Origin of the sequence: Halorussus ruber, from assembly GCF_004765785.1 — an archaeon.
Lineage (GTDB): Archaea > Halobacteriota > Halobacteria > Halobacteriales > Haladaptataceae > Halorussus > Halorussus ruber.
The window spans coordinates 49,004-71,451 of record NZ_SBIT01000018.1; the positions used below are offsets into that span (position 1 = coordinate 49,004).

The following is a 22,448-nucleotide window of genomic DNA, read 5'->3' on the forward strand; positions in this document are numbered from 1 at the left end:
GTCATGAATCGACGACTGCTCCTCGCGTTCGGCGCGGTCGCCTTGCTGGCGATGACCGCCGGATGCTCGGGTGTCTTCGGCGGCGACCAGTTCAGCGAGAAGCGACTCGAAGGCGACGACACGGCCAGCTACGAGTGGAACACCTCCTCCGACGTGCGTATCAACGTCACGAGCGGCCAGTATCAGGCCATCTACAGCTTCGACAACCGCACGCAGCTCAAAGTCTTCGAGCGCGAGTCGCTCGGCGAGAAGACTCCCGTCGGGGTCAGTACGGTCAGGTTCAGGTACCCCAACGGCACGGTCGTCACGCTCGGCCAGGACGCGGTCCAGAAGAAGGACTCGCGGACCGTCTTCACGCTCCCCGCCGAGAACGGCAAACTCGCCTACACTGCGCCCCACCGCGGCAAGTCGTTCAGCACGCCCACCTACGTCGAGGGGTCGTACGAAGTCGTCCTCCCGGCCGGGATGCGCGTCGGTAACCCCGTCCTGAGTCAGGTTCGACCGAACGCCGACGACAAGACCCAAATCGACGGTCGGGTCCACCTCAAGTGGGCCGACGTGACCGCCGACAGCGTCGTGGTCCGGTACTACCTCGCCCGCGACCTCAAAATCTTCGCGGGCGTCATCGGCGCGGGCCTCCTCGTCGCCCTGCTGGGACTGGGCTACTTCCGCCTCCAGATTCGCCAACTGGAGCAGAAGCGCGAGGAGATGGGCCTGAACGTCGATACCGACGGCGACGAGTTCGACCAAGGGCCGCCGCCGGGGATGGGGTAGGCAGTTTTCGTTCGTTCTGTTTCTTTCCGGAGCGTCCGCTTTTTAGTCGCGCGACTACTATCCAACTCCATGCAAGTAGCCATCGTCACCGTCGGCGACGAACTGCTGGCGGGTGACACCGTGAACACCAACGCCGCGTGGCTCGGCGAGCGCCTCGCCGACCGAGGAGCGACCGTCGAGCGCGTGGTGGTGGTCCCCGACCGCGTGGCCGACATCGCTCAGGAGGTCAACGAGTTGCGCGCCGAGTACGACGCCGTCGTCACCACGGGCGGCCTCGGGCCGACCCACGACGACCTGACGATGGAGGCCGTCGCGGCCGCCGTCGGCGTCCCGGTCGAGGAGAACGAGGAGGCCGTGGCGTGGATAACCGAACACACCGACTACGAACACGCCGACCTCGTGGAGGGGACGACCCACCTCCCGAAGGGGTGCCGGATGCTCCCCAACGAGAAGGGGGTCGCGCCGGGGTGCGTCATCGAGAGCGTCTACGTTCTGCCGGGCGTGCCCGACGAGATGAAGGCGATGTTCGACGCGATTGCCGAGGAGTTCTCCGGCGACTACCGCCACGTCCGCGTCGTGGAAGCCGACGAACCCGAGAGCGCGCTGGTCGAGCGATTCGCGGAGCTACGCGACCGGTTCGACGTGACCGTCGGGAGCTATCCCGGCGACCACGTCCGCGTCAAGCTACAGAGTACCGACGAGGAGGAACTCGACCGCGCGGCCGACTGGCTCCGCGAGCGCGTCGATGGCCTCGACGAGGTTGACGAGGTCGATGGTGTCGAAGGGGCCGACGAAGCTGACGGCGTCTAGCGGTAGAAGTACGCCAGCCACGCGGCCGTGATTGCGAGTCCGAGCACGGTGGTGACGATACCTGCGGCGTTGGCCGGAATCGTCGCCGATTCTGCGAGTACGAACATGACCGGGAGTTCCCGTCGTGTACCCTTAATCCTTGCCAACGCCGTCTGCCCCTTCTCGACTCTGTCGGCCGAAATCGCCCGTTGACTCTCCGACCCGTTCGGAAACCTATCCGTAATCCGTCGTTCGATTCAGCGTCGAAAACCGTTTATTCGACCCGGGAAGCCCGTAAGTAGACCGTTGTTCGGTTGAACTGTCGCTAACGGTCGCTCCCGTTTATCTACGAATCCGGCGAAGGTCGGTTTGCCCGCGAGAGGCGGTGCGGCGTTAAGAGCCGCCTACGCGGAGGAGTAAATCATGTCACAGGAATACCAGCAGTCCATGGGACGTACCGGCGAGCAAACGTATGGCGGCCAGTCGCAGATGAGCCAGCAACCGATGCAAGGGCGAATGGGAACACAGGTCGGACAGCAGTCCGGGAGCGCACACCGCACCACCCACGAGAAAGTCGGTCGGCAGTTCGAGTCGGAGATGACCAACGAACTCAACGAGGCGCTCGAAGCCTTCGACCGCGTGGTCGAAATCTCGGAGTGGTGCGCCGACAAGTGTATCGAGAGCGGACCTCAGATGGCCGAGTGCGCCCGGCTCTGTGAAGACCTCTCGGACCTCGCGTCGCTGAACGAGAAGCTCATCGCGCGCGACTCGATTAACGGCCCGGAGGTCGCCGAGGCCTTCCTCAAGGTCTCCCAGCAGGGCATGCCGATTCTGGAGCAGCACCAGCAGACGCCCCACGTCCAGGAGACCTATCAGGCGGTCCAGCAGGCGATGGACGCCACCAGCAAGTTGCTGACCTCCATCGGCGGCGTCCAGCAGACCCGGACCGGTATCCGCCAGCAGGTCCCACAGCAGGGTCAGCAGACACAGCAGCCGCAGGGCCAGATGAGCCAGCAGCCGCAAGGACAGATGGGCCAGCAGCCACAAGGACAGATGGGCCAGCAGCCACAGGGTCAGTCGTTCCAGCCGCAAGGTCAGTCCTTCGGCGGTCAGGGCGGCCAGCAGTACTGAATCGGCTTGTTTCGGCGATTGAAGCCGTCTGAATCGCGCCGCCGGTTGGCACACCTATTTTTCGGGGACCGGACCGCTTTTGGACTCGACTCGCATAGCGACGGGTATGCGAACCATCGGCGTCGTCGTCAACCCAATCGCCGGAATGGGCGGTCGAGTCGGGCTGAAAGGCACCGACGGGAAAGTCGAGGAGGCCCGCGAGCGCGGCGCAGAGCCGCGAGCGCCGGACCGAGCGACCGCGGCCCTGACGGCGCTGGCCGAGCGCGCCCCCGACGCCGAAATCGTGACCTACGGCGGCCGGATGGGCGAGGACTACGCCCGAGAGGCCGGGTTCGACCCCGAGGTCGTCGGCGACCCTGCGGGGTCGTCCACGACCGCCGAGGACACCCGCGAAGCGGTCCGGCAGTTCGCCGAGTCGGGCGTCGAGCTGATTCTGTTCGTCGGCGGCGACGGGACCGCGGTGGACGTGACCGAGGCGCTGGCCGAGGCTGAAGCGACTGACGGGGGCGACGTCGAGATACCGATTCTGGGCGTCCCGGCGGGCGTGAAAGTCTACTCGGCGGTGTTCGCGGTCACGCCCGAGGCGGCGGGCCGAGTCGCGGCCGACTTCGAGCGGACCGAGCGCAGGGAGGTCAACGACATCGACGAGGAGGCCTACCGCGAGGGCGAGGTCCGGGCCGAACTCAAGGGAGTCGCCGCGGTGCCGGTCGCCGAGGACTTGCAGTCGAGCAAGCAAGTCGGCGGCGGCACGGTCGAGAGTCTGGCCGCGGGGGTCGCCGAGGACGCCCGAAACGACTCGGGCGCGACGTACGTCCTCGGTCCCGGAAGCACCGTCGGCGCGGTCAAAGCGGAACTCGGCTTCGAGGGGTCGCCCCTCGGCGTGGACGTGTGGCGAGACGGCGAAGTGTTGGCGACCGACGCCAGCGAAGACGAGATTGTGGACCTCCTCGGCGAGCGCAACGTGGTCGTGGTCTCGCCAATCGGGGGACAGGGGTTCGTCTTCGGCCGGGGCAACGACCAGATTTCGCCCGCGGTGATTCGCCAGTCGGAAGTCGAAGTAGTCGCGTCGAAGCCGAAACTCGACGGTATCGGCGTTCTCCGTGTCGATACCGGCGACGACGAGGTGGACGAGGACCTGCGAGGGTGGCGAAAGGTTCGGGTCGGCCGGTTCGAGCGACGCATGATGAAGGTCGTTTAAGGAGTTCGCCTGTCTCCTAGTGAGATTTAAGGTCGTTGGGACGGATGTCTACGTATGGAAACGCGTAAGGTTCAGCGATTAGGTCCCTCGACGCTGGCGATGACCCTCCCGGCGGAGTGGGCCCAAGAGAACAACGTCGAGAAAGGCGACGAGGTCTCGCTCCGGATGGGCGGCAAGGGCACTCTGACGGTCCTTCCCGAGTCGGCCCACACCGAGGAGTCCGAGGCGGCCATCCACGCCGAGAATCTGGACGCCGACGCGGTCGAGCGGGCCATCGTCGCCCAGTACGTCCTCGGGCGACGGGTCATCCACGTCGAGAGCGAGGAGACCCTCGACAGCGAACACATCAACGCGGTCTACAAGGCCGAGACGCAACTCATGGGCCTCGGCGTGGTCGAGGAGACGCCCAACAGCATCGCCATCCGGTGTTCGGTCGACCCCGAGGACTTCAGCCTCGACAACCTCCTCGAGCGCCTCGAAAACACCGGTTCGACCATGCGCGGCGAGGCGGTCAAGGCGCTGGCCCACGGCAACCCGGACCTCGCCCAGCGCGCTCTCAACCGGGAGCGACAGGCGAACAAGATTTTCGTCCTCCTGCTCAGACTCATCTTCACGGCCTACCAGAACCCGACGCTGGCGCGAGCGGTCGATTTGGATAGCGGATTCCCCCTCATCGGCTACCGCTCCATCGCCAAGAACCTCGAACTCACCGCGGACAACGCCGAGGACATCGCCGAAATCGTCCTCGACGCCGAGGGCCACAGCCTCGACGTGGACGGCCAGACGATGCGCCGCATCCGGGAGTTCACCGACCAAGTGGACGAAATCACCGCGAAGGCGGTCCAAGCCGCCGTCGAGCGCGACTACGACAAGACCCTGGAGGTCCGGGCGCTGTTTCAGGAGATCGGCGACCGGGAGAGCGAAATCCTCTCGGACCTGCCCGAGATGGACAACGACTCGCTGTTGGCGGTCCGCGAAGTGCTGGTCAGCCTCCAGCAGACCGCCCAGTACGCCATGCGGAACGCCGAAATCGCGGCCAACCTCGCGCTGAACGAGGAGAGCGAACACACGACCATCAACTGAGCGCTAGGCCGTCAACTGAGCGACGGCGCGGCCGAGCGTCGCCGCGCGGCGACGCTCGGCCGCGTGACGACGTTCGACTGTGCGACTGCCACCAACTCCTCTCTTGCCGCGGTCGTGTCACGAATTGAAACTCTGAAGTTTGCTACGCCGTCACAACCGACTTGAGTCGAGAGACGATAGTAGGCGCATGGGCATCGTTGACACGCTCAAGGGGATGCTCGTGCCAGACAACGAACCGGGAGTCGCGCTGAAGTGTACCGACTGCGGGGAGGAGTTCGACGAACCGCTCGACAGTTGCCCGAACTGCGGGTCCACCGACGTGAAGGAAGTCGAGGGCTTCGACATGCGGCCCGACACCTGAGTTCCCAGTCGGAACTGGCGCGGAACAGCAGTCGCTCGACGCGGCAATCGCGGAACGCGAGGAGTCCGCCGTCCGAGAGTAAGCACTATCTACAATTGCTTACCGAATTATTTTATTGCCGAACGAAACGAGTGCCGTGTTCGAGCGCGTCTAGTCCGCGCTGATCACCTCGCCCTCCTCGCTTCCGACGACTTGCTCGCGGTTCTGTTCCTCGGTCGTCTTCTCGGCGGTCAGGGGGTTCCGGCGCGTGATGTCGCAGTCGAAGGCCGGATGCTCGGCGAAGTGCCGGACCAGCATGTGACGGCGCGACCCGGTGATGCCGGTTCGACTCACGTCCTCCGCGGAGAACTCCGCGGGTAGGCGGTCGAACAGTCGGCGCAGGGCCTCGAAACTCTCGAACACCTTCGAGTTGCCCGCCGAGTCCGCTCCTCGGCGCGAGACCTCATAGGTGCCGTCCTCGCGGTGGACGCCCGCGGTCCGGAAGAACTCCCGGCGCTGTGTCAGGGCGTCGCCGACCGCGTCCTGCAGGTCGGTGGCCTCGTCTCTGCTCAGTTCGTAGTCGCGGCCGTCGACCGCCAGAACTATCGATTCGCCGTCTCTCTGGACCGAAACGTCTGTCTCATCGCCCGAGAAGAACTCGATCAGGAGCGTCTACACTCCGTGTCATGTGATGGTACATCCCGTCGCGGGGAATATAGTTCTACCGGCGACTACGAATTTTTACGACTTCAGTTCAGGATTCTGATCGCTTTCTTTGCTTCGATTTTTACGAAGGGGGAGTATCTCTTGCGCGCAGTTCTGCGCACACGAGACAGCGACCGTCAGCGACGACCACCCCGAGCGGGATGACCGGTGTGACACTATTCGGAGCTTACTCCCCGGTAACGCCGACTTTAGCGATCCACTCGTACACGTCGGGGACGCGCCACCCGCTAAAACCCACCGACACCGACCGACGAGTAGAATGAACTAAGTTGCGGCCGCCGGAACCTTCGGGCATGGCCGAACACGAGACGGTTGCGAGCGACAAGGGTATCGGACTCGCCACGCTGTTCACGCTGCTGGCGGCGGGCGCGACGGTTGCGATGTTCGTCGATCCGGGTAGCGAACTCGCCGCGTGGGGCTTCGCTGGCGCAGTCACCGCGGGCGTGCTGGCGGTCGCCGCGGTCCATCTCTTCTGGAAGTAGACGTTTGGGCCGCCGTACTGTCTGCTCGGCGAAAGACAGGTCCGTGAAGTGAGCGATTTCCAGCGGGAAATCGTTAAGGGTCGCAACGCCCTACACGGTAGTGAGGATGACTGACTACACCGACGAGGAACGGCGCATTCTCGCGTACCTGAGCGAGAGCGTCTCTAAGGGCGAGCGTTACTTCCGCTCGAAGAACATCGCCGAACAACTCGGCCTCTCCTCGAAGCAGGTCGGTGTGAGGCTTCCGAAGCTCGCCGAGAAGAGCGAGGAGGTCGACATCGAAAAGTGGGGGCGGGCCAAGTCGACGACGTGGAAGGTAACGCCGGGATAGGTGACCCTAACGTCCGGGTGAAACCGGGGCGGTTCGGCGGATTTTTGACGACGGGGTCCGAAATCCAGATATGACTGTCCGGGTGGAGCGAACCTTCGACCTCGAGGTTTCGCCGGAGAACGTGTGGGAATTCATCGCGGACCCGGAGAAACGCGCGAGTACCATCAGCGTGGTCGCCGACTACGAACAGACCGGCGAGTACTCCTCGATTTGGCACATCAAGGTCCCGGTTCCGTTTCTCGACAGCACCGTGCCGGTCGAGACCGAGGACGTGGAGCGCGACCCGCCGCGCTACGTCAAGTTCGTCGGGCGCTCGTCGGCGCTCAGCGTGACCGGCGAACACGAGATACGCGAGGTCGAGGGGGGAAGCCAACTCGTCAACCGGTTCACCGTCGAGGGGAAGGTGCCCGGCATCGAGCGCTACTTCAAGAAGAATCTGGACGCCGAACTCGACAACCTCGAAGCGGCGCTCCGGAAGGAGGCCACGGCGTGAGACTCGCGCTGGCCCAACTCGACATCGAGGGCGGCGCGGTCGAGGCCAACCGCGAGCGCGCCGAGGAGGCCGTCGCCGAGGCCGCGGACCGCGGCGCGGACCTCGTCGCGCTCCCCGAAATATTCAACGTCGGCTACTTCTCGTTCGACGCCTACCAGCGCGCTGCCGAACCGCTCGACGGTCCCACCCTCTCTCGCATCGCCGACGCGGCCCGCGAACACGGCGTCGGGGTCCTCGCCGGGAGCATCGTGGAGGACCTCGCCGAGACCGAGAGCGTCGAGACGCCCGCCGACGAGGGACTGGCCAACACCTCGGTGCTGTTCGACCGCGACGGCGGGCGACTCGCGGTCTACCGCAAGCACCACCTGTTCGGCTACGAGTCGGCGGAGGCCCAGATGCTCGTACCGGGCGAAAATCTCGGCATCGGCGAGTTCGAGGAGGCAACGATTGGGATGACGACCTGCTACGACCTCCGGTTTCCGGAACTCTACCGCTCGATTGCGGCGGAAGGCGCGGACCTCGTGCTGGTTCCGAGCGCGTGGCCCTACCCCCGCGTCGAACACTGGAAGCTCCTGCCCCGCGCCCGAGCGGTCGAGAACCAGTTTTTCGTCGCTACCATCAACGGGTCGGGCGACTTCGAGGAGGCCTCCCTGCTCGGGCGCTCGACGGTCTACGACCCGTGGGGGACGACGCTGGCGAGTACGGGCGACGACCCCGCGCTCGTCGTGACCGACGTGGACCTGAGTCGGGTCGAGTCGGTCCGCGAGGAGTTCCCGGCGTGGCACGACCGGCGGACGTAGCGGCGCAGAGTGAGGCGGTCGGCGCTACGAAAACACCTTTTGGTCCGGACTACTTATTTGCAGGTGGATGGGGGAGAACACGACTTTTGACTTCGAGAGTGACACGTCCGTGAATCGGCGACGCTTCCTGAAGCGGAGTACAGCCGCATCCCTCGGGCTCGGTCTCGGCGTCCGAGGAGTCGGCGCGCAGGAGCAACCGGGGGTGGACTACTACAACTTCGTGGTTCCGGACCGAGGACTCCTCGATTCGGGGTATCTAAACAAGTTCCTCTTCGTCACCGAGCGCGCGGGGCGCACCGACAGCTATCCGTTCGAGGGATGCTTCGACGACGCCGAACCGCAGGTCGAGAAGCAGTTCGATGGTGGGTCCCACGTGTACGACGCGGTACTGGTCGATGCGACCGAGGCCTTCCAGCTATTCGGCGACGAATCCGACGGCGTCGAGCGTCTCCGTGAGATTCTCGACCGAGAGGTGACCCTGCCGGACACGGTTCAGGGGAACATCAGCGCCATCGTCGCAACGAGCGTCTTCGCGCCGGTCTCGACCGGGAGATTACCGACGACGGAAGGATACCGGGCCGTCAGCGGCGAGCGATGCGACGGGGACTTCGTCCGCCTCCGCGTCCACGAACTTCCGGACGAGATTACCGGGTGAGTTCCGATTCGAGGCGTTCGACCCGGAATTCGCTCGATTTCGAAATCGTCGTCCGTCCGTCATCTGTCCGTCTGACGGCCACAAGACTCAAAACCCGAATCTTAATTACGTAGTAGAAATAATCTTACGTAAGTAGACAGATGACCGAAGCGACAACTGGTGCCCGCGCTTCGCAAGTGGGTGGGGACGGACCTTCTCGGGAGGTGATGTTCGACCTCTTGGGTAACTCCCGGCGTCGGCGCGTCCTCCGCCACCTGCTCGACGAACGCGAGATCACCCTGACGAACCTGAGCGCCCGCATCGCCGCGTGGGAGAACGACACCGCCGTCACCGACCTCTCCTCGCGCCAGCGAAAGCAAGTGTACTCCTCGCTCTACCAGACTCACATCCCGCGACTGAGCGACCACGGCCTCGTGACCTACGACGCCGAGAACCGAGTGGTCAAGCTGACCGGGAACCGAGAGTACGTCCGGCGGTTCCTCGACGTCGAGGAGCCACAGCGCGGCCGATTTTCTCACCAGTGGAGTCGCTACTTCCTCTGGACCGCAGTCATCGGGAGCGCGGTCATCGCGGGCAACTGGCTCGGGACGACGCCCGCGACCCACATGACGACCGAGAGCCTCTACGGGGTGTTGACGGTGACGTTCATGATGCTGAGCGTCTCGTTCGTCATGGCCGTCGAGGGACCGAAGTTGTTACGGCTCGCGGAGTAGGGGAAACTCAGCACTCAATTCTCTGCAATCGTTTTATTTCCTTTAGCAATTTATCGGCAGCTCTACGCGCGGTGGCGCGCCGTTCGAATCAGTCAACAAAATCCTTATTCTATTACGGCTTCTATATTCGGCGATGGGAGTCGGTGGCGACAGTCGTATTGGTCTCCTCTGCAAGAATGACCAGCCAGTGTTCAGCACAGTCGCCGAGCGTCTTCGAGAGGCTGGGCATGTAGTTCAGTTCCTCGACCCTCGAGCGCCCCTCTCGACGAGCCAAATCGACGACCTGTCCCTTCTCGTTAACAAGCAGGTGTTTCCACACGCGCTCCCTGCGCTCAGACACGCTCGGCAAACAGGAACGCCCTTGTGGAACAATCTCCCCGCGACGATTGCATTTAGCTCCCGGCTGGTCGGCCTTACTGCCCTCGAGGCGGTCGGATTTCGCACACCTCCAGTGCAGTTCACCAAACCCGAGGGTGAGTACGTCGCAAAAGACTTCCTCATTTGGGATAGCGACCCCGAACTCAACGGCGAGGGCGACTTCTACCAAGAGCTAATCCCAACGGAGCCGGTTGATTACAAGTACTACGCCGTCCACGACGGGAGTCGCGTCCAGACGGCGGGGAGACGCGTGACCTCGAAGCTATACGGGCCGAAACGCTTTCTGAGCCGCGCACGGGACAGACCGAGACTTACCGCCCGGTTACGTCACCTCGTCGAACGGGCCGACCTCGGAGGCGTCGGGGTGGACTTCGTCAAAGACGCCCAGAACCGGTTTTGGGCCGTCGACATTAATCTCGCAGCAGGGTACCGGAATACCGGATTAGAATCCGCGCTGTTCGAATCGATTACCGCGAGTCTTCCTACCCGATAAGCTGGTGAAAGGAAAGGGACGATACATTCGCGCACCGATTCGTTCGAGCTACAGTCAGAGCTGAAGGGTTTCAACGGAGCCGATTTCTCGGTATCACCGCAATCGCACCTCGTCTTCCCCGACCGACTGCGGTCCTCGTCCCTCGCGCGGATGGACGCGGCCCACGAGAGCGCCGACGGACAAACTGCGTCCGTCCGCGCACCGGGACGGAAACTCGAAGTTTCGCGGTTTTGTCGCTGGGTCAACTATCGCGCACTACAAAAGAAAGCGGAACTCCTTCGATTAGGAGCGTCGCGGCTTAGTCGTCGCTCTCGGTCTTGATGTCCGCGCTCAGGCCCTGCGCCATCTCGATGTCCTTCGAGTTGTTCATCGTCCACGCGGTGCGCTCGGTGACGGCCTCGATGGCCTCGCGGGCGCTCGGGTAGCCGTTGCCGGACTTCTTCACGCCGCCGAACGGAAGCTGGACCTCCGCGCCGATGCACGGCAGGTTGGCGTAGGCCAGACCGAGTTCCGCCTCGTCGCGGAACTGGTTGATCTGGCGGTAGTCCTCGGAGATGACCGCCCCGGCGAGTCCGTAGGGCGTGTTGTTGTGGATCTCCATCGCGCGGTCCATGTCGCCGCTGTACTCGATGAGCGCGACGTGGGGACCGAAGACCTCCTCTTGGATACAGCGCAGGTCCTCGTCGTAGTCGATTTCGTAGACGAACGGACCGACCCAGTAGCCCTCGTCGTGGCCCTCGGGAATCTCCTCGTCGTCGAGTTCCTCGCGGTCGACCAGCACGTTCGCGCCCTCCTCGCGGGCGAGGTCGTTGTACTTGCCGAACTTCTCGACCTGCTCCTCGTTGACCATCGGACCCATGAAGGTGTCCTCGTCGAGGGGGTCGCCGACAGAGACTTCCTGAGCGAGTTCAACGTAGCGCTCCTTGAACTCGTCGTAGACCTCCTCGTGGACGATGAGGCGCTCGCTGGAGACACAGCGCTGGCCCGTCGTCTTGAACGAGGACATGATGGCCGAGTGGACCGCGATGTCGAGGTCGGCCTCCTCGGTGATGACGATGCCGTTCTTGCCGCCCATCTCACAGGCCGCGAGCTTGCCGGGTTCGCCGCCGACCTTGCCCGCGATTTTGTGACCGACTTCCGAGGAGCCGGTGAACAGCACGGTGTCCACGCGGTCGTCCTCCACGATGGCGTTGCCAGCGTCGCCGAAGCCCTGCACCATGTTGAAGACGCCTTCGGGGACGCCCGCGTCTTCGAGCATCTCGGCGATGATCTGGCCGCACCACGGCGTCTGCTCGGCGGGCTTCCAGACGACCGTGTTGCCCTCGACAAGCGCCAAGGCCATGTGCCAGAACGGGATGGCGACCGGGAAGTTCCACGGGGTGATACAGCCGATGACGCCCCGCGGTTTCCGGCGCATGTAGGCGTCCTTGCTCCCGATTTCGGAGGGGACCACGTCGCCGTGGGGGTGGCGGGCGTTGCCCGCGGCCCATTCGACCATGTGGGCGGCCTCGACCACGTCGGCCTTGCCTTCCGAAATCTCCTTACCGCACTCTTTGGTCACGACTTCGCCGAGTTCGTCGGTGCGGTCCTTGAGTTCGTGGTAGACGTCCCAGAGGTACTCCGCGCGGTCGATGTACGAGAGGCTGGCCCACTCGTCCTCGGCCTCTTTGGCCGCCGCGAGGGCGTCGTCTACGTCCTGTTCGGTCCCGCGGTGGAACTCGCCCAGTACTTCCTGATTCGAGGGGTCGACGCTCTCGAACGTCTCGTCGCCGTGGCCCTCGGTCCACTCGCCGCCGATGTAGTGCTGGTAGGTCTCCTCGCTGGCTTGCTGGCTCATGCTCTGGCAAAAATTGGGACGGGCACGGATAAAAAGTCTCCCAATTCGGGTCACTCGCGCGAAAGCTCGGCGGTCTGTCACGCCCGAGGGCGGGCCGTCAGAGCCGAATTGTGACCTGTCAGCTCCGGCTCACTCGCCGTTGGCGTCGGCCAACTTCTCGATTTCGCCCTTGACGCTCACCGCGTCGAAGTCGTGGTCGGGCCGGATGTTCACGAAGTCCAGAAACTCTCTCGCGGCGAGCAACTGGTCGGGCGAGTAGTGTCCCGCGGCGGCCGCGACCGCGGCGTTCGCGCCGATTCGGGGTTCGAGCGCGGCGAGGGCGCAGGCCAAGTCGTAGGACCGGGCCTCCTCGATGGCGTCCTCGCGGACCGTGGTCGCGTCGATGAAGTAGACCTCGCCGTCGTGGACGAGGACGTTCTCGCCCCGCAGGTCGCCGTGGGCGAGTCGGTGGTCGTGCATCGCGGAAAGCGACTCGAACACCTCCGGCGCGAGGAGTTCGACCTCCTCGGCGTTCATCTCCTCGAACGTCCGGAAGTCCGGCAGGTACTCCATCACGAGGACGGCCATGTCGTCCACCTCGAAGACCTCGATTGGGGCGGGCGCGTTCAGCCCGATTTCCCGCATTCGCTCGGTGGCCTCCAACTCCTGTTCGGCCATCTCGACCGGCCCGGCAGAATGCTCGAAGAAGCCCTCGGTGCCCGACGAGAAGGCCCCGAGGTTGCGCGCCCCGGTAAAGAGCGCGTGGACCAGCGAGTTCTGTTTCGTGATGATTTTGACGAACCACCGCTCGTCCGCGACGCACGGCGTCGAGAGCCAGTTGTCGGCGTCGAGAAATTCGACCCGGAGTTCCGGCCGGTCGTAGCGACGGGCCATCTCCGCGAAGACCGCTTCGAGACGCTCCCACTCGATGGTGCCCCGCACCAGCCGCCGGATGCTCATTACGCCCCCGACTAAGCGTCCGGTCCAAATAAACCCACTTGCCCTCCCCTGAAGTAGACTCCCACGACGAATCAGGGCGAGCAGGCGGTCAGATCAGCGACGCGACCACCGACGCGGCGTAGCCGACGACCGCCAGCGCCGCCAGAAGCAGGATGGACCTGAGCGAGGGCACCGACTCGCGCCCGAGCGACTCTCGACTCGGGAGCGACAGCGACGACCACCAGAGTTCGAGACTGCCCCAGACCGTCGCCACGCCGACCAGCGCAAACACCGCCAGCACGTCGTAGAAGCCCATCCACCACGGGAAGAAGTAGCCCAGCAGTCCGTTCTGGACCTCGACGGGCACGACGCTCCGGACCGACTCCTCGAATCGGTCGGCGAGTCCGGACGGCGCTTCGGCCCGATTCGATTCGAGGTCGGCCCTCGCGGCGCTCGAACCGCCCGCGCTCTCCTCGCCGGTTCCGAGGCGTTCGGCCTCGTAGGGTCGGTCTATCGGGAGTGTCCAGACGACTTCGCCCCGCCGGTTCACCTCGAAGACGCGGTCGCCGATGGTGTCGGTGACGAGGGTGTTGCCGTCGGGCAGGCGGTCGGCGTCGCGGGGCCACTGCATCTGCTCGTCGGTCCACGTCCACGTTCGCTTCCACCGGGCCTCACTCCCGTCTTCGCCGTTTTCACCGCCTACTCGCTGGTACTCCACGAGGCGGTCGTTCTCGGAGTCGGCGACGACCACCGCGGGACCGCCGCGCTCGCTCGGGATGTAGTCCGGATTGTGCTGTTCGCGGAGGACCTCGTAGTCGTTCTCGCTCCCGAGCGTCCAGTCGTCCACCATGCCCTCGCTCCGGTTCAGGAAGGCCACTTGGTCCTGATTTCGCAAATCGACCATGACGCGGCCGCCGTCCAGCAGTTCCACGTCGTTGAGATGGACCCAATCTTCGTCGTAGCTCCCGCCGCCGGTTATCGGCAGGTCGCTCTCGGCGGTCCACGTCCACTCGCGGATGCCCGATGTCGTGTTCACCACGAAGACGGCCTCGTTGCCGATGTCGCCGACCAAAATGTGCGAGTCGTTGATGACGTCCACGTCGTGCCACCGGCCGCCCTCCATCCGGTGAGCGTAGAGCCGGGTGCGCTCGCCCGTGGTCAGATTCAGGCGCTCGACCACGTTCCGGCGGCAGTCTCCTCGGTCGGCGAACAGGGGACCGCCGCCGCAGACCGACTCGTTGAGCCACGTCGTGGCGACGTAGGTCACGGTCCGCTTACCCTCCGGACTCGGGTCCACGTCCCAGTAGGTGCTGTGGCGCTCGGTCTGGTAGAGGACGCTCCCGTTCGGTCGGAAGGCGACGAGTTCGCCCGAGAGGTCACGCATGTCTCCTCGCTGGACCGTGACGACGGTGACGCCCTGCCGGGGACCGACGACTTGCTCGCGTTCGCCCGGCGGTCGGTCGGCGGAGCGGTCGTACTGCTGGTTGGGCGACTGCCCGGCGGTCACGAATCCGGCGGCGAGCGAAGCCACCAACCCGAGGGCGACGACTGCGAGGAGGACTCTGGGCGGCGTGCGACCGTTCACGCCCTTCGGATACGCCAGAGACCGACAACAGCGTTTCGGCGGGCGAGAGGCGGTCAGTCTCCAGCTTTGAACAACAAACCCATATACTAAACAAATAAATATTTATTTTTAAATAATCATATTTATTTCCCGCTCTCCCGAGCTCAACGATACCCGAATCGGCGCTGGTCTCCGGGGTTCGGAGACTTTATACTACCACTCGCGCAAAAATTGCGTATGGATTTCGGACTTCCCGACGAGCATCAGATGATTCGGGACGAAGTGCGTCGGTTCTGCGACGAGGAGATAGAACCCATCGCGCAGGAAATCGAGAGCGAACACCGCTTCCCCGAGGAAATCTTCGACCAACTCGCCGACCTCGACATGATGGGCGTTCCCGTCAGCGAGGAGTACGGCGGACTGGGCGGCGACCAGTTGCTGTACGCCCTCGTGACCGAGGAACTCGGTCGGGTCTCCGGGTCGGTCGGTCTCTCGTTCGCGGCGCACGTCTCGCTGGCTTCCAAGCCCCTCGAACTGTTCGGCACCGAAGAGCAGAAGGAACGCTGGCTTCGCCCGCTCGCGGAGGGCGAGTACCTCGGTTCGTGGGCGCTGACCGAACCCGGTAGCGGGTCGGACGCCAGCGACATGGACACGATGGCAGAGAAAGACGGCGATGAATGGGTGTTAAATGGAACGAAGCAGTTCATCACCAACGCCAACGTCGCCGGGTCGGTCCTCGTGAAGGCCGTCACGGACCCCGAGGCGGGCTACGACGGCATCTCGACGTTCATCGTGGACCCCGAGGAGGACGACGGCTTCGAGGTCACGACCGTCTGGGACAAGATGGGCCTGAACGCCTCGCCCACCTGCGAAATCAAGCTCGACAACGTCCGGATTCCCGAGGACCGACTCCTCGGCGAGGAGGGCGAGGGCTGGGAACAGACCAAAAAGACCCTCGACGGCGGTCGCATCTCCATCGCGGCGCTCTCGACCGGCATCGCGCAGGGTGCCTACGAGGCCGCCAAGGAGTACAGCAAGGAGCGCGAGCAGTTCGGCCAGCCGATTTCGAAGTTCGACGCCATCCGGAACAAGGTCGTCTCGATGGACCGGAAAATCGAGCGCGCCCGCCTGCTGACCCACAAGGCGGCGTGGAAGTACGACCAGGGCGAGTCGGTCAGCCACGAGAGCGCGCTCGCCAAACTCGACGCCAGCGAGGCCGCCCGCGAGGTCTCCGAGGAGGCCATCCAGACGCTCGGCGGCTACGGGTACACCGAGGACTTCGCGCCCCAGCGGTTCTTCCGCGACGCGAAACTGATGGAAATCGGCGAGGGGACCAGCGAGATTCAGCACCTCGTCATCGGTCGAGAACTGGGCCTGTAAGTTCGAGAAGCGTCACCTCCGCGTCTCTCCGTCATCTTCGCGTTTCTCTGCCACCTCCGCGTTTCTCTCCCACCTCCGCATCTCTCTCCCACCTCCGCATTTCGCTGTCGCCCGATTTTCCACGCCGTCGGCGGGTTCCAAAGCTATAACTCGGACTGGTGTATTCGCACTAACATGTCCCCGAAAGAGACCGCGACCACGCGGAGAGGCTTCCTCGTCGCAACCGGAGCGACCGTCCTCGCTGGCTGTTCCGGGTCCCCTCCGAACACGGACGCCACGACGACCGAATCCGTATCGACGACCACGACCGCGCTCTCCTCCATCGGTCCCGACGACTGGCCGCAACTCGGTCGGACCGCCGCCCACAACGGCTACGCCCCCGCCGCCAGTAGCGACGCCGAACCCGCCGTGGCGACCGAGACGTCAGTCGAGGGATCGCTCACCACCCCGACCGTCGTCGGAGACACCGTCTACGTCACCCGAGGCGCACCCACACCAGACGGTCCGCAGGCGACCCTCGAAGCCTACGGTCTCGCATCGGGCGAACGCCGGTGGAGTCGGTCGCTCGGCGTCGAGTTCCGCTACAACGCCCCGTTCTCGAACCACCGACCCATCGTCCACGGCGACCGGGTGTACGCGGCCACCAACGACGGCGTCGTCGCCGCGAACCGAGCGACCGGCGACGTCGAGTGGCGGACCGAGGACGTGGCCGTCGGCTCCCCACCGAGCGTCACCGACGAACGCGTGTACGTGACCGCCGACGAGACGCTGGTCGCCCTCAACCACGAGGGAACTGAACGCTGGCGAACGACTGCTGAGGGCCAGCGAGCGAAGTTCCAACTGACCGCCGTGAGCGACGGCACCGTTTTCGCCGACGTGGACGGGCGGCTCATGGCCCTCGACTCGGCGTCGGGCGACGTTCGCTGGGAACACGCCCCCGAAGACGGACTCTCGTCGGCGACGCCCGCGGTCGCCGACGACGCGGTAGTCCGGGCGTCGTTCGACGGCGTCGAAGCCGTCTCGACAGACGGAACCCGCGAGTGGTTGGCCGACGCCCCCGAGGAGGCCCTGCTCCGACCAGTCGTCGGCCACGGGACGGTGTTCACTCTCGGACTCTACGGCACGGTCACGGCCTACGACCTGTCGTCGGGCGAGCGAGCGTGGCAGTCGTCGGTCGGCGACGGCGAGTGGACCCAAGAGACCGCGCCGATTCTGCTCGACGACGCCCTCGTCGTCGGCCAGTCGAACGGCGACGAAGTGAGCGTCCACGCCCTCGCGCCCGACTCCGGCGAGACGCGATGGCGCGTCTCGGCGTCGGCGACGAGAGTCAGAGGTCCGGTCGCGGCGTCGGGCCACCTCGTGGTCACGACGCAGGACCGACATCCGAACCAAGAAGGAGAATCACCAATCGGCGCGACGATTCGGGCCTACGAACTGTAAGAAAGCGAGAGAAACGGAATTTACAACTGCACCGCTTGCTGGTCAGTCAGCGTCTGCGGGACGCTGTGGTGGTAGGTTACCGCACCCGCCGAGGTCACGATTTTGATGGTGAACTCCTCGCTCTCCTTGAGACCGTGGGACTCGTCTGTCAGCGCCGCGGCGTCGATTGTGATGCGGAATCGGTCGCCCTGATGGACGAGCACCGGCGCGGTGTCGTCGATGTCCTTGATGGTCGAGACGGTGAAGTATTGGTCGGTCGCGTCGGAACCTTCCGTCAGGATGGCAGATCTGTCGGGGCCGAGCCACTCGACGGTCGCAGTCTCTAAGTCCACGTCGCCGGAGCCGGAACTCTTCATCACGGTGAGTTCGACGGTGTGGATAGACTCGTCGTTGGCGACTTCGCCGTACGTACTGACGACGTTGACACGATTCGTTACTTGTCCGGTCGCTTCGGTACCGGTCTGTTCGGATTTCGTCTGCAGGAACCCGGCGGTGTTGATGAGAACACCCGCCGCGATGGCGGCGACCAGCACCATCGCAATGAACACGATGAGCGTACCGATGCCCACCTGGGCGCGGTCGTCCCGCCAGTTGTCGGTGTCGAACATGATTCTCTTCTGGAACTCACTTCTCGAAGGAAGAACATAAAACCCGGTCGCTATTATCACGAGCGATAAATAGACGAAATTACGTGAATCTCGGGGTTAGAGGGCATTTACGTTGCCTCACCCAGAACGAGTGTCAAACAGAGTTGAAATACAGTACCTCGAAAGAAAACGGGCGGTCGGTCGCTGGCCCGTCAGGGGAGTCGCCGCGTCGTCGCGGTGGTTAGGGCCAGTTGCCGCTCTCTTCGTAGGCGTCCACGACGCGCTCGATGGCGACGACGTAGGCGGCCGTCCGCATGTTGGGCGCGCCGGTCTCCTCGTAGGTTTCCACGAGGTTGTCGAAGGCGTCGGTGATGATGCGTTCGAGTTCCTCGTTGACCTTCTGTTCGGTCCAGGCGAACCGCTGGCGGTTCTGGACCCACTCGAAGTACGAGACCGTCACCCCGCCCGCGTTGGCCAGAATGTCGGGGAAGACGTAGGTGTCCGAGTCGGCGAGCACGTCGTCGGCCTCCGGCGTGAGCGGACCGTTGGCGGCCTCCACGACGACGTCGGCCTGCACCTCCTCGGCGAGGTCGCCGTCGATGGCGTTTTCGAGCGCCGCGGGAACCAGCAGGTCCACGTCGAGCGTGAGCAGGTCCTCGTTCGAGAACTCGTCCTCAGCGCCGGGATAGCCTGTGACGCTTCCGGTCTCGTTCTTGTGGTCCTTCACGTCGACCGGGTTGAAACCGCCTTCCTTGTAGATAGCACCGCTGGAGTCCGAGACGGAGACGATGTTTGCACCGAGTTCGTGGATGAGTTTGGCCGCGATCCAACCGGCGTTGCCGTAGCCCTGCACCGCGACGGACGCGCCCTCGATGTCGCGGCCGAGGTAGTCGAACGCCTCGCGGGCGGTCAGCATGGTCGAGCGACCGGTGGCCTCGACGCGGCCCGCGCTCCCGCCGCTGTCGGGGGACTTGCCCGTGATGACGCCGGGTTCGGTCGTGTTCTCCAGCGTCTCGTAGGTGTCCTTTATCCAGTTCATCTCGCGCTGGCCGGTGTTCACGTCGGGCGCGGGGATGTCCTTGTCGACGCCGATGAACGGGCGCAGTTCCTTGGCGAACGACCGGGTGATGCGTTCGAGTTCGTCCTCGCTGTAGTCGTCCGGGTCGATGATGATGCCGCCCTTGCCGCCGCCGTAGGGGATGTCCACGATGGCGCACTTGTAGACCATCCACCCCGAGAGGGCCTTGACCTCGTCGCGCGAGACGTTCGGGTGGTAGCGGATGCCGCCCTTGTACGGGCCGCGGTCGCCGTTGAACTCCGACCGGAAGGCCTTGAAGACCTCGACCGACCCGTCGTCCATCTCGACCGAGAGGTTGGTCTCCAGCACGCGTTCGGGGTGCTTGAGTCGTGTCAGTACGTCGTCGCCGACGTCCATGTAGTCGGAGGCGTCGTCGATCTGTTCTTGGAGGCTTTCGAAGGGATTTGCTTGCTCGGACATGAGTGGTAAACTCTACCGTCGTTCTAGATAGTCTTCATACCGACTCATACAGTTTCCGAAAGCGGAACGGCCGATGGAGGGCCGATTGCGGCGATTTTGACCCCGAGAGACCCCTTTCTGACTAACCTCACCCCCATCCGCCATCCGGCGTAAGTGTGTGTATAAGGACCTAAGACAACTCCATAGCATTAATATTTTATACGCTTGCGGGAACGTTCGCCTACGATGCGTCGCCGCGACGACTCTGTCGGTCTGGGGGCCTCCGGGCGGTCCGGGGCGGACGACGGGTAGTCGAGCGGACGACGCGACGAACACACCATGCCTTCAGGAACTGTCGAATCTCCGGAACAGACGGGTAGCGAGGAACCGACCGACGAGTCCGAGCCAGAGCCGGAGACGGCGCTCGAAACCGCTCGTCACCAGCTCGAACACGCCGCGGCCCACCTCGACGTGGACCCCGGCGTCATCGAGCGACTCAAGCACCCGACCAAGGTCCACCGCGTCGCGGTCCCGCTGAAGCGCGACGACGGCGAGGTCGAGGTCTTCACGGGCTACCGCGCTCAGCACGACGACGTGCGCGGTCCGTACAAGGGCGGCCTGCGCTTCCACCCGCACGTCAGCGAGCAGGAGTGCGTCGGCCTCTCGATGTGGATGACCTGGAAGTGCGCGGTCATGGACCTGCCCTTCGGCGGCGGGAAGGGTGGCATCGTCGTGGACCCCAAGGACCTGAGCGAGGACGAGAAGGAGCGCCTGACCCGGCGCTTCGCCGAGGAGCTACGGAAGTTCGTCGGGCCGAAGAAGGACATTCCCGCACCCGACATGGGCACCGACGCCCAGACGATGGCGTGGTTCATGGACGCTTACTCGATGCAGGAGGGCGAGACCATCCCCGGCGTCGTCACGGGCAAGCCGCCGGTCGTCGGCGGGAGCGAGGGCCGCCAAGAGGCCCCCGGTCGCTCGGTCGCCATCATCGCCCGCGAGGCCGCCGAGTACTACGACTACGACCTCGAAGACGCCACCATCGCGGTGCAGGGCTTCGGTGCGGTCGGCGCGAACGCCGCCCGCCTGCTCGACGACTGGGGCGCGAACATCGTCTCGGTCAGTGACGTGAACGGGGCCATCTACGACCCCGACGGCCTCGACACTCACGCGGTCCCCTCCCACGAGGAGGAACCCGAGGCCGTGATGACCCACGACGCCCCGGAGAAGCTCTCGAACGAAAAGATTCTGGAACTCGACGTGGACATTCTCATCCCGGCCGCCATCGGGAACGTCATCACCGCCGACAACGCCGACGACGTGCAGGCCGACATCGTGGTCGAGGGCGCGAACGGCCCGACCACGTTCGCCGCGGACTCGATTCTGGAGGAGAACGGCGTGCAGGTCATCCCGGACATTCTGGCCAACGCGGGCGGCGTGACGGTCTCGTACTTCGAGTGGTTACAGGACATCAACCGCCGCCAGTGGTCGCTCGAACGCGTCAACGACGAACTGGAAACGCACATGCTCTCGGCGTGGAACGACGTGCGGGAGGAGGTCGAGGCCCGCGACGTGGGGTGGCGCGACGCGGCCTACATCGTCGCGCTCTCCCGAATTGCGGAAGCCAAGAGTACCCGCGGTCTGTGGCCCTGAACTCGCGGTTTCTGGCCCTGAATTGCTGAAATATCTGTTTTCGCGTTCAGCGTTCCGCTGCGGCTTCAGCGTACTCGACCACGCGCTCGGCCTGCGCAATCAGCGGCGCGTCTATCATCTCGCCGTCCACCCGGAAGACGCCCCGGCCCTCGGCGTCGGCCTGCGCTTTCGCTTCCAGCACCCGCTCGGCCCACTCGACGCGCTCGGGGTCGGGCGTGAACGACTCGTTGATGGGCGAGACCTGCGCGGGGTGGATTGCCATCTTGCCGTCGTAGCCGAGTTCGACGGCGAACTCGGTCTCCTCGCGCAGACCGCCGATGTCCTCGATGTCGGTGTAGACCGTGTCGATGGCGTCCACGCCCGCGGCGCTGGCCGCGAGGACGACGTGTTCTCGCGCGTGGAGGACTTCGGTCCCCTCGTCGGTTCGAGTCGCGCCGATGTCGGCCGCGAGGTCCTCCGCGCCGAAGACCAGCGCGTCCACCTCGGGCACGGCGGCGATGTCCTCCGCCGCGAGAATCCCGGCGGCGGTCTCGACCAGCGCCAGAATCGGGACCTCGGCGTCGCGCTCGGCCAGCAGGTCGGCCAGCGTCTCGGCGTCTCCGGCCGTCCCGGTCTTGGGGAGCATCACCGCGTCGAGGGTCTCGGCGGCGTCGCGGGCTTCCTCCCCGTTTCCGAGGAGGCCCCGCAGGTCGTCGTCCGCGGCGATTCCGGTCGGGTTCACCCGGACGCAGACCTCGCAGTCGGGGGCGAAGTCGGGGTCGGCGAGGACTTCGCGGACCTCCTGGCGGGCCTCGGCCTTGGCGTCGGGCGCGACCGCGTCCTCTAAGTCGAAGACGATTACGTCGGCCCCGGCGGTCGGCGCTTTGCGCATCATCTCCGGGCGGTCGCCCGGCGTGAACATGACGCTTCGTCGTGGCATACGGGAATCAAGACCGGCGCGGGGTTTCAAGCCCGCGGAATAACCGGCGCGGGATTTCAAGCCCGCGGAATAACCGGCGCGGGATTTCGAGCCCGCGGAATAACCGGCGCGGGGTTTCAAGCCCGCGGAACAGCGACAAGCAACCAAAACATTGTTTAAAAGGCACTGTCTAGTTAGCGCGGTTTAAGAAGTGAGCAGGTTGTAGCGGTTGTGTCCATGCAAGCCGCAAACCTGCTCAAAAGGACGTTAGACACCGCGACTCTTGAATGTTGGCAGCGGGAGCGGAC

Annotated in this window: 23 protein-coding genes; 16 read left to right on the forward strand and 7 right to left on the reverse strand. The window is 64.7% G+C overall.

Translation table 11 applies throughout. The features are described from left to right. The first annotated feature begins 3 nt into the window (after positions 1-3). The 6 genes from EPL01_RS19995 to EPL01_RS20020 all read left to right on the forward strand — a co-directional run bounded on the left by EPL01_RS19995 (position 4) and on the right by EPL01_RS20020 (position 5,336). Positions 4-774 carry a DUF5803 family protein gene (locus tag EPL01_RS19995; protein WP_135827049.1) on the forward strand — a complete coding sequence of 257 codons (771 nt, stop codon included), beginning with the start codon at positions 4-6 and terminating at the stop codon, positions 772-774. 69 nt (positions 775-843) lie between these two features. Next, on the forward strand, positions 844-1,584 hold the full coding sequence (locus EPL01_RS20000) for a competence/damage-inducible protein A (RefSeq protein ID WP_135827050.1): 741 nt from the start codon (positions 844-846) through the stop codon (positions 1,582-1,584). 402 nt (positions 1,585-1,986) lie between these two features. Then, complete coding sequence (locus tag EPL01_RS20005) at positions 1,987-2,694, forward strand: four-helix bundle copper-binding protein (protein WP_135827051.1); 708 nt, start codon at positions 1,987-1,989, stop codon at positions 2,692-2,694. Between the two features lie 106 nt (positions 2,695-2,800). Then, on the forward strand, positions 2,801-3,892 hold the full coding sequence (locus EPL01_RS20010) for an ATP-NAD kinase family protein (RefSeq protein WP_135827052.1): 1,092 nt from the start codon (positions 2,801-2,803) through the stop codon (positions 3,890-3,892). A gap of 54 nt (positions 3,893-3,946) precedes the next feature. Then, a complete protein-coding gene (locus tag EPL01_RS20015; RefSeq protein WP_135827053.1) occupies positions 3,947-4,975 on the forward strand; it encodes a phosphate uptake regulator PhoU in 1,029 nt (342 codons plus the stop codon). A gap of 187 nt (positions 4,976-5,162) precedes the next feature. After that, the gene (locus EPL01_RS20020; RefSeq protein WP_135827054.1) at positions 5,163-5,336 is read left to right on the forward strand and encodes a hydrogenase maturation nickel metallochaperone HypA; all 174 of its coding nucleotides are present in this window, start codon (positions 5,163-5,165) and stop codon (positions 5,334-5,336) included. A gap of 150 nt (positions 5,337-5,486) precedes the next feature. Here EPL01_RS20020 and EPL01_RS22665 read toward each other — a convergent pair whose 3' ends face one another. Then, a complete protein-coding gene (locus EPL01_RS22665) occupies positions 5,487-5,888 on the reverse strand; it encodes a DUF7528 family protein (RefSeq protein WP_135827055.1) in 402 nt (133 codons plus the stop codon). Positions 5,889-6,334: 446 nt separating this feature from the next. On the opposite strand from EPL01_RS22665, the gene EPL01_RS20030 reads away from it, so the two are divergent. From EPL01_RS20030 to EPL01_RS22275, 7 genes are all read left to right on the forward strand, one after another. Beyond that, positions 6,335-6,523 carry a DUF7525 family protein gene (locus tag EPL01_RS20030; protein ID WP_135827056.1) on the forward strand — a complete coding sequence of 63 codons (189 nt, stop codon included), beginning with the start codon at positions 6,335-6,337 and terminating at the stop codon, positions 6,521-6,523. A gap of 106 nt (positions 6,524-6,629) precedes the next feature. Then, entirely contained in the window at positions 6,630-6,854 is a 225-nt protein-coding gene (locus EPL01_RS20035) for a DUF7123 family protein (protein ID WP_135827057.1), read from the forward strand. Between the two features lie 70 nt (positions 6,855-6,924). After that, positions 6,925-7,347 carry an SRPBCC family protein gene (locus EPL01_RS20040; protein ID WP_135827058.1) on the forward strand — a complete coding sequence of 141 codons (423 nt, stop codon included), beginning with the start codon at positions 6,925-6,927 and terminating at the stop codon, positions 7,345-7,347. Beyond that, positions 7,344-8,147: a carbon-nitrogen family hydrolase gene (locus EPL01_RS20045; protein WP_135827059.1), complete on the forward strand. Its 804-nt coding sequence runs from the start codon at positions 7,344-7,346 to the stop codon at positions 8,145-8,147. The genes EPL01_RS20040 and EPL01_RS20045 overlap by 4 nt, the downstream gene beginning before the upstream one ends. Before the next feature lie 67 nt (positions 8,148-8,214). Next, entirely contained in the window at positions 8,215-8,802 is a 588-nt protein-coding gene (locus EPL01_RS20050) for a twin-arginine translocation signal domain-containing protein (protein WP_135827060.1), read from the forward strand. A 206-nt stretch (positions 8,803-9,008) separates the two neighbouring features. Continuing rightward, positions 9,009-9,515: a DUF7344 domain-containing protein gene (locus EPL01_RS20055; protein WP_135827061.1), complete on the forward strand. Its 507-nt coding sequence runs from the start codon at positions 9,009-9,011 to the stop codon at positions 9,513-9,515. Positions 9,516-9,648: 133 nt separating this feature from the next. Then, on the forward strand, positions 9,649-10,386 hold the full coding sequence (locus tag EPL01_RS22275) for an ATP-grasp domain-containing protein (protein WP_246045794.1): 738 nt from the start codon (positions 9,649-9,651) through the stop codon (positions 10,384-10,386). A 298-nt stretch (positions 10,387-10,684) separates the two neighbouring features. Here EPL01_RS22275 and EPL01_RS20065 read toward each other — a convergent pair whose 3' ends face one another. The 3 genes from EPL01_RS20065 to EPL01_RS20075 form a co-directional block, all read right to left on the reverse strand. Further along, positions 10,685-12,223, reverse strand: a complete 1,539-nt coding sequence (locus EPL01_RS20065) for an aldehyde dehydrogenase family protein (RefSeq protein ID WP_135827062.1) — start codon at positions 12,221-12,223, stop codon at positions 10,685-10,687. A gap of 129 nt (positions 12,224-12,352) precedes the next feature. Beyond that, on the reverse strand, positions 12,353-13,162 hold the full coding sequence (locus tag EPL01_RS20070) for an RIO1 family regulatory kinase/ATPase domain-containing protein (protein WP_135827063.1): 810 nt from the start codon (positions 13,160-13,162) through the stop codon (positions 12,353-12,355). An 88-nt stretch (positions 13,163-13,250) separates the two neighbouring features. Further along, positions 13,251-14,726 (reverse strand): arylsulfotransferase family protein, encoded by a 1,476-nt coding sequence (locus tag EPL01_RS20075; protein ID WP_210424204.1) that lies wholly within the window; start codon positions 14,724-14,726, stop codon positions 13,251-13,253. A gap of 216 nt (positions 14,727-14,942) precedes the next feature. Between EPL01_RS20075 and EPL01_RS20080 the strand changes: the two genes are divergently transcribed. Then, entirely contained in the window at positions 14,943-16,085 is a 1,143-nt protein-coding gene (locus tag EPL01_RS20080) for an acyl-CoA dehydrogenase family protein (RefSeq protein ID WP_135827064.1), read from the forward strand. A gap of 174 nt (positions 16,086-16,259) precedes the next feature. Continuing rightward, positions 16,260-17,525 carry an outer membrane protein assembly factor BamB family protein gene (locus tag EPL01_RS20085; RefSeq protein ID WP_135827065.1) on the forward strand — a complete coding sequence of 422 codons (1,266 nt, stop codon included), beginning with the start codon at positions 16,260-16,262 and terminating at the stop codon, positions 17,523-17,525. 20 nt (positions 17,526-17,545) lie between these two features. On the opposite strand, the gene EPL01_RS20090 is transcribed toward EPL01_RS20085, so the two are convergent. Together EPL01_RS20090 and EPL01_RS20095 are read right to left on the reverse strand one after the other, a co-directional pair. Then, positions 17,546-18,133, reverse strand: coding sequence for an archaellin/type IV pilin N-terminal domain-containing protein (locus tag EPL01_RS20090; protein WP_135827066.1), 588 nt, complete (start codon positions 18,131-18,133; stop codon positions 17,546-17,548). Positions 18,134-18,353: 220 nt separating this feature from the next. Next, positions 18,354-19,610, reverse strand: a complete 1,257-nt coding sequence (locus tag EPL01_RS20095; protein WP_135827067.1) for a Glu/Leu/Phe/Val family dehydrogenase — start codon at positions 19,608-19,610, stop codon at positions 18,354-18,356. 318 nt (positions 19,611-19,928) lie between these two features. Between EPL01_RS20095 and gdhB the strand changes: the two genes are divergently transcribed. Beyond that, positions 19,929-21,242, forward strand: a complete 1,314-nt coding sequence (gdhB, locus tag EPL01_RS20100) for a glutamate dehydrogenase GdhB (RefSeq protein ID WP_135827068.1) — start codon at positions 19,929-19,931, stop codon at positions 21,240-21,242. A gap of 46 nt (positions 21,243-21,288) precedes the next feature. Here gdhB and EPL01_RS20105 read toward each other — a convergent pair whose 3' ends face one another. Then, positions 21,289-22,161 (reverse strand): HpcH/HpaI aldolase/citrate lyase family protein, encoded by an 873-nt coding sequence (locus tag EPL01_RS20105; RefSeq protein ID WP_135827069.1) that lies wholly within the window; start codon positions 22,159-22,161, stop codon positions 21,289-21,291. Between the last annotated feature and the right edge of the window lie 287 nt (positions 22,162-22,448).

Coding starts and splice junctions, on each gene's coding strand:
- gdhB (WP_135827068.1), top strand. CDS start 19,929: ATGCCTTCAGGAACTGTCGAATCTCCGGAACAGACGGGTAGCGAGGAA.
- EPL01_RS20065 (WP_135827062.1), bottom strand. CDS start 12,223: ATGAGCCAGCAAGCCAGCGAGGAGACCTACCAGCACTACATCGGCGGC.
- EPL01_RS22275 (WP_246045794.1), top strand. CDS start 9,649: ATGGGAGTCGGTGGCGACAGTCGTATTGGTCTCCTCTGCAAGAATGAC.
- EPL01_RS20095 (WP_135827067.1), bottom strand. CDS start 19,610: ATGTCCGAGCAAGCAAATCCCTTCGAAAGCCTCCAAGAACAGATCGAC.
- EPL01_RS20000 (WP_135827050.1), top strand. CDS start 844: ATGCAAGTAGCCATCGTCACCGTCGGCGACGAACTGCTGGCGGGTGAC.
- EPL01_RS20040 (WP_135827058.1), top strand. CDS start 6,925: ATGACTGTCCGGGTGGAGCGAACCTTCGACCTCGAGGTTTCGCCGGAG.
- EPL01_RS19995 (WP_135827049.1), top strand. CDS start 4: ATGAATCGACGACTGCTCCTCGCGTTCGGCGCGGTCGCCTTGCTGGCG.
- EPL01_RS20030 (WP_135827056.1), top strand. CDS start 6,335: ATGGCCGAACACGAGACGGTTGCGAGCGACAAGGGTATCGGACTCGCC.
- EPL01_RS20035 (WP_135827057.1), top strand. CDS start 6,630: ATGACTGACTACACCGACGAGGAACGGCGCATTCTCGCGTACCTGAGC.
- EPL01_RS20085 (WP_135827065.1), top strand. CDS start 16,260: ATGTCCCCGAAAGAGACCGCGACCACGCGGAGAGGCTTCCTCGTCGCA.
- EPL01_RS20090 (WP_135827066.1), bottom strand. CDS start 18,133: ATGTTCGACACCGACAACTGGCGGGACGACCGCGCCCAGGTGGGCATC.
- EPL01_RS20005 (WP_135827051.1), top strand. CDS start 1,987: ATGTCACAGGAATACCAGCAGTCCATGGGACGTACCGGCGAGCAAACG.
- EPL01_RS20080 (WP_135827064.1), top strand. CDS start 14,943: ATGGATTTCGGACTTCCCGACGAGCATCAGATGATTCGGGACGAAGTG.
- EPL01_RS20015 (WP_135827053.1), top strand. CDS start 3,947: ATGGAAACGCGTAAGGTTCAGCGATTAGGTCCCTCGACGCTGGCGATG.
- EPL01_RS20105 (WP_135827069.1), bottom strand. CDS start 22,161: ATGCCACGACGAAGCGTCATGTTCACGCCGGGCGACCGCCCGGAGATG.
- EPL01_RS20070 (WP_135827063.1), bottom strand. CDS start 13,162: ATGAGCATCCGGCGGCTGGTGCGGGGCACCATCGAGTGGGAGCGTCTC.
- EPL01_RS20020 (WP_135827054.1), top strand. CDS start 5,163: ATGGGCATCGTTGACACGCTCAAGGGGATGCTCGTGCCAGACAACGAA.
- EPL01_RS20010 (WP_135827052.1), top strand. CDS start 2,801: ATGCGAACCATCGGCGTCGTCGTCAACCCAATCGCCGGAATGGGCGGT.
- EPL01_RS20050 (WP_135827060.1), top strand. CDS start 8,215: ATGGGGGAGAACACGACTTTTGACTTCGAGAGTGACACGTCCGTGAAT.
- EPL01_RS20055 (WP_135827061.1), top strand. CDS start 9,009: ATGTTCGACCTCTTGGGTAACTCCCGGCGTCGGCGCGTCCTCCGCCAC.